The 4,803-nt window shown below is 29.7% G+C and carries 7 protein-coding genes; 5 read left to right on the forward strand and 2 right to left on the reverse strand.

Translation table 11 applies throughout. The features are described 5' to 3' along the window. Window positions 1-44: 44 nt before the first annotated feature. Both B3I52_RS13965 and B3I52_RS13970 read left to right on the forward strand, forming a co-directional pair. Window positions 45-749 (forward strand): AAA family ATPase, encoded by a 705-nt coding sequence (locus B3I52_RS13965; RefSeq protein ID WP_293302309.1) that lies wholly within the window; start codon window positions 45-47, stop codon window positions 747-749. Window positions 750-1,062: 313 nt separating this feature from the next. Then, window positions 1,063-1,368: a hypothetical protein gene (locus B3I52_RS13970; RefSeq protein ID WP_293302311.1), complete on the forward strand. Its 306-nt coding sequence runs from the start codon at window positions 1,063-1,065 to the stop codon at window positions 1,366-1,368. 131 nt (window positions 1,369-1,499) lie between these two features. On the opposite strand, the gene B3I52_RS13975 is transcribed toward B3I52_RS13970, so the two are convergent. Next, window positions 1,500-2,225 carry a hypothetical protein gene (locus tag B3I52_RS13975; protein WP_293302314.1) on the reverse strand — a complete coding sequence of 242 codons (726 nt, stop codon included), beginning with the start codon at window positions 2,223-2,225 and terminating at the stop codon, window positions 1,500-1,502. A gap of 102 nt (window positions 2,226-2,327) precedes the next feature. Then, window positions 2,328-2,546, reverse strand: a complete 219-nt coding sequence (locus B3I52_RS13980) for a helix-turn-helix domain-containing protein (RefSeq protein ID WP_293302315.1) — start codon at window positions 2,544-2,546, stop codon at window positions 2,328-2,330. A gap of 156 nt (window positions 2,547-2,702) precedes the next feature. Between B3I52_RS13980 and B3I52_RS13985 the strand changes: the two genes are divergently transcribed. The 3 genes from B3I52_RS13985 to B3I52_RS13995 are packed head-to-tail and all read left to right on the forward strand — an operon-like array spanning window position 2,703 to window position 4,083. After that, window positions 2,703-3,266 carry a hypothetical protein gene (locus B3I52_RS13985; protein ID WP_293302316.1) on the forward strand — a complete coding sequence of 188 codons (564 nt, stop codon included), beginning with the start codon at window positions 2,703-2,705 and terminating at the stop codon, window positions 3,264-3,266. A 12-nt stretch (window positions 3,267-3,278) separates the two neighbouring features. Continuing rightward, window positions 3,279-3,707 (forward strand): hypothetical protein, encoded by a 429-nt coding sequence (locus B3I52_RS13990; RefSeq protein ID WP_293302318.1) that lies wholly within the window; start codon window positions 3,279-3,281, stop codon window positions 3,705-3,707. Between the two features lie 19 nt (window positions 3,708-3,726). Continuing rightward, a complete protein-coding gene (locus B3I52_RS13995; RefSeq protein WP_293302321.1) occupies window positions 3,727-4,083 on the forward strand; it encodes a hypothetical protein in 357 nt (118 codons plus the stop codon). Window positions 4,084-4,803: the final 720 nt, after the last annotated feature.

The following is a 4,803-nucleotide window of genomic DNA, read 5'->3' on the forward strand; positions in this document are numbered from 1 at the left end:
ACTATCTCTTTTGAGACAGCCCCCTCTTTTTATTAGAAAACAAAATGCAACTACAAAAAGCACAAAGAAAAAAAACGAAAATCAAAATGGCTATTCAAGGTTCATCTGGAAGCGGAAAAACATACTCTTCATTATTATTAGCCTATGGATTATGTAAAGACTGGACTAAAATTGGTGTAATAGACACAGAAAATGGCAGTGCGGATTTATACTCACATTTGGGAGAATTTAATTGTGTCACTCTGCAAGCTCCATATTCACCAGAAAATTACATACAAGCTATAGATCTATGTGTAAAATCGAATATTGAGGTTATTATAATTGACAGCATTAGTCATTGTTGGGACTATCTTTTAGAACTTCATTCAAATATGACAGGAAATTCATTTACTAATTGGGGTAAAATAAATCCAAAACAAAATGCTTTTATTAATGCAATCCTTAAAGCAGATGCTCATGTAATAAGCAACATGCGGGTAAAGCAGGATTATGTATTGACTCAAAAAGAGGGAAAATATGTTCCCGAAAAAATTGGTTTAAAAGCAGTACAAAGGGAGGGAGTGGATTATGAATTTACCATCGTATTTGATATTAACTCCAAGCATAAAGCCAATTGCACTAAAGACAGAACAAATTTGTTCTTAAACCAACCAGAATTCATCATTAACAGCGATATTGGAGCAAAAATATTGAAATGGTGTAATGAGACATCTATTTCTAACATCAATTCTTTTACTATTCCATCCTAACCACAACTAAGAAATATTTGCTAATAAAACTTTGCCTATTTAGACAGTTTTACTTGGCAGGTCTTTATCATCATTAACCTGCTAACCCCTAAAGAAATCAAACAAAGGAACTGGCTTTTTTGTGAGTGAATGTCCTTAATAAACCACCCCCCTAATTAGTTCATATTGCACTCCCCCCTGCCCCTAGCTAGGGCTTTAAATAAAAGCCCTAGTTAAACAAAAATCCTTCCCACCGTACAAATCCAACACCCCCACAAATTTCAGGCTCAAGCCACAAAAAAATGTGTTTAACTAAAAATTAATTTTAAAAATTATGGTTACGATAGTTGGTTATCAAAAAAGAAAAAATGAAGAAGAGAAAGAGTTTTTCGTTTTAATTCTACAGAGTGGAATAGAAGTTATTAAAAGTCAAACTGGAGGTATGTATGCAACAGCTAAAAAAGCAAGTCTACCTAGTACATTTACAGAGGAAACTTGCAGACAATTAATTGGTCAAGAGCTAACAGGAAGAATTAAAAAGGTTGATTGTGAACCTTATGAATTTGTCATCCCAGATACTTCAGAAGTTATAACAAGAAGCCACAGATATGAATACTCTACTGAAGATCCCGAATTATAGGAACAATTATTAATTAACACTCCCATTGTCATAAATTCTAGAACAACGGGAGTTAATTTTTTCTTTAATTATACAATGTCTGGCTAGGAAGAATAGTGAATCAAAGAGAATTTTTTCTTTAATTATATATGTTAGGAGATTTTATTTTTTTTTGGAAAATAATCAGGATACTTATTCGCTATTTCTTTAACAATATTAACAGAAGCTTCTGTGAATCTCAAAGAGAAATCTAGCTTTTTAGTAAATTGATTTTTATAAGAAATGTATTTATACCATGTTTGAGCACCAAACTCACGTGATTTTATAAAATCCATTTGCTTCAAGCTTCTGATCATGATTATCGGCTTTAAATTTAACCTAGAAGCAAGATCACTGGAGGTTAACCATATATCTTCGACAAAGCCATATCCAGCAAAGTTAGGATTGATAATTTCCTCTAGCCAGTTAGATTTTGAAGAAACAGGTGTTGATATTTTTTTGATTAAAATTTTATTAGAAATTATTTCTGGCTTCTTTTTGACATTATAGCCTTCTGTAAATTTATATCCTTTAAATTTGGCTATACCTGTATTTTTATAAACAGAATATTTATTGTCTGTTGAAATAATACCTCTGTCCATAAGCCAGTTCAACAAAGAATTATAATTTTTAAAATATCGGTCTCTCAACACCTTGCTATTTAATGGAGTATAGGCATTACCAACCTTAATAATATGCAGAAGAAAAACTAAATAATCTCTACCATTTGGGACTTGAATTGGAAATAATACTAATAATTCATCTATAGAAACACCCTTAGGAACGTAAAGAATATGGTGTTTTTCTGAAAGTGTGTTTTTTAATTTTTTACTACCCATTTCAAGTTTGTGTATGTGTGTAGCCTATAGGTAGTTTTTTCCTACAAAAAAATTAATATATATATCATATTACAATTATTTAAATAGCCGTTTTTTGCAAAACTAATCCAACCTAATTATTTCCTCTAAGTCAACTTGCAAAGCTTGGGCTACTTTATACAATGTAAAAATTCTTGGATTAACTCTTCCAGACTCAAGTCTAGACATATTAGATTTTTCATAATTTAATTCTACAGCAAGTTCAATCTGGGACACACCTTTTTCCTTTCTTAAATCCTTTATCCTCTGTCCGATTTTTTTGAGCAGCTCTTCTTCAGTCATTGCAATTATCAAATACGATAACAAAAAGAATGGATTTAAGCCTTCTTAGGTTATCATATAAGACAACTAGGCATTGGATTAATAAATGACTTAAATTTTATTAATAATTATCTTAATAAATTATCATATTTGATAACTTTAAAATAAAAAATCATTATGATGCCAAAAACTAAGCAAGCATTTCTTATAATAGCTCTATTTTTCTCTTTTGTAAATAGCAAAGCACAATCATCAAATGCATTAGATGCAAAGCTAGGCTACTACAATTTCACGTTAGGAGATAGCTATAAAAAATGGAGCAGCCAACTCCAGCTATTTCTTGATGGTAACACGCAAAAATCTTACATCTATAAAAATGGTGAACTACCAAACTTATATGGAAATGATGTTAAAAGAGTACTATTAACCTTTGTCGACCAAAAATTAACTTTAATAACAATTGAATTATCCGCATGGGATGCCCCTCAAGAAGGTAGATATTCTGACTTAAAAAAGTCTTTAGATAAGTTAACTGAATTATTAAATAGCTATAAAATTCTTTATGGAAATCCAACAGAAAATCAAACAGATATAAAGACAGGCAAAGTAGCAATATATTGGGAAGGAAAGTTTAAGTATCTGCTTCTAAAATTAACATATTTAGGTGTAACAAAGGGTAGCAGGATAACTATTGATTTTGGAAACAAAATAATAATGTCTAAAAGTTTGAATAATTATTAATCTAATAACCTTATGTCCAAAATTAAAACCCTGTCTATAACTTTCTTAATAATATTTTTAGGTGAGTTCACTTATTCACAATCAACCTATAGAGTAAAATCTTACAAATTATGCAATCTTAATTCTTCAAATAATATGACTGATTGTAATTCATTTACTGGTTCATCTCTTTTTGATTACTTTACCATAGACCCAAAAATTAGTATCTCTTTTAAGTTTATTGGTAAAGACGAAATTTACAAAAGCAGATGGGAAGATGAACGAGTTATTGATAATAAAAATGGCACCTACACTTATACAATGATTGACAATTACGATAAAAACAAACAGTCTTATTTTATAACTCTCCTAGTTTTTAAAAACGATAATACTTTAAATGAGGGATTTTATAGTACTGTTAAAGATGGTGTTCCAATCACATGTAATTTATATTTCAAATAATCACAATTAAAAAATATTTATGGCAACCCTTTTATTTGTTATCTCAATAGTTTGCTTCATAACAACCTTTGGAATACACTCTGTAATAAACAACAAATCGGAAATTGATAAACCAATGTACTTATCCACACCATTAGTATTTATACCTATTATCTGCGGATTTATTCTACCTATAATCCCTTTTCATTATTTGCTTCATTACAATTGGATACTGTTAAGTATAGGCAACATTGCTGTACTTTATATTTTAGGCCCCATAATTACAAAGGCCTATTTAGTTAGGTTGTCCACAGGTAATTTGGGAAAAGACATGGTCTATACATTAGGATTAGGTATAGTCTTATTAATAATTGGAATTATTGTTTACCATTCATAACTATATGAAATATTACATAAAAATCTGATTTTAGATATTTATAAAAATTAACGCAATGGGTTTTACTGCTGTAGAAAATCTTTTTTGGAAGAAGAAAGACAAATAAACCAAAAATTCTATAAAGAATTACTTATATATAAATGTAATTTACTTCTTGAACTACACAGCGATGATAATTTAATAATAAATTTATAGCTGTTTTTTGAAAAGACAATAGAATTACAATAATTCATAATTACATTTCGGCAATAAGAGCTATTATTATACAAACTGAATGCTTATCTATAAGAAAGAAACTGCTAACCTTTTAAAGTAGAGTATGATCCACCAATGAGACAGGAACTGTAAATTCAGCTCCAAAATGATAAGGTGGACACTTAATAGAAAGATTAAGATTATTGGTAATACCTTATAAATAAATAATTAACTAACCTGTATAAACAGACCTCCATTGAGGCTAGGAAGAACAAAAATAATTGGAAAGCACTTACCGCCCACTATTTTTTATAAAAGCAAAGTTTTAAGAAATAAGTATTTTTTTTGCTACATCTGGTAGATTTAAGCCTTTTACACGACTAACCTTATTAACTAATAAGGTGTAAACCCAGGCTTTTAACAGGCACACCGTAATGGCAAAACCTTTTTAAATAATTTTCTTGTTTATTGGATTTAATCCTATATTTGCATCTCGAAAAATCGGCGGGGTAGCTCAGATGGTTA

The sequence above is a fragment of the Pedobacter sp. UBA4863 genome, from assembly GCF_002399615.1.
GTDB lineage: Bacteria > Bacteroidota > Bacteroidia > Sphingobacteriales > Sphingobacteriaceae > Pedobacter.

Bases quoted from the DNA above. Each gene is read 5' to 3' on its own strand.
- B3I52_RS13965 (WP_293302309.1), top strand. From the start codon at position 45: ATGCAACTACAAAAAGCACAAAGAAAAAAAACGAAAATCAAAATGGCT.
- B3I52_RS13990 (WP_293302318.1), top strand. From the start codon at position 3,279: ATGTCCAAAATTAAAACCCTGTCTATAACTTTCTTAATAATATTTTTA.
- B3I52_RS13995 (WP_293302321.1), top strand. From the start codon at position 3,727: ATGGCAACCCTTTTATTTGTTATCTCAATAGTTTGCTTCATAACAACC.
- B3I52_RS13970 (WP_293302311.1), top strand. From the start codon at position 1,063: ATGGTTACGATAGTTGGTTATCAAAAAAGAAAAAATGAAGAAGAGAAA.
- B3I52_RS13985 (WP_293302316.1), top strand. From the start codon at position 2,703: ATGATGCCAAAAACTAAGCAAGCATTTCTTATAATAGCTCTATTTTTC.
- B3I52_RS13975 (WP_293302314.1), bottom strand. From the start codon at position 2,225: ATGGGTAGTAAAAAATTAAAAAACACACTTTCAGAAAAACACCATATT.
- B3I52_RS13980 (WP_293302315.1), bottom strand. From the start codon at position 2,546: ATGACTGAAGAAGAGCTGCTCAAAAAAATCGGACAGAGGATAAAGGAT.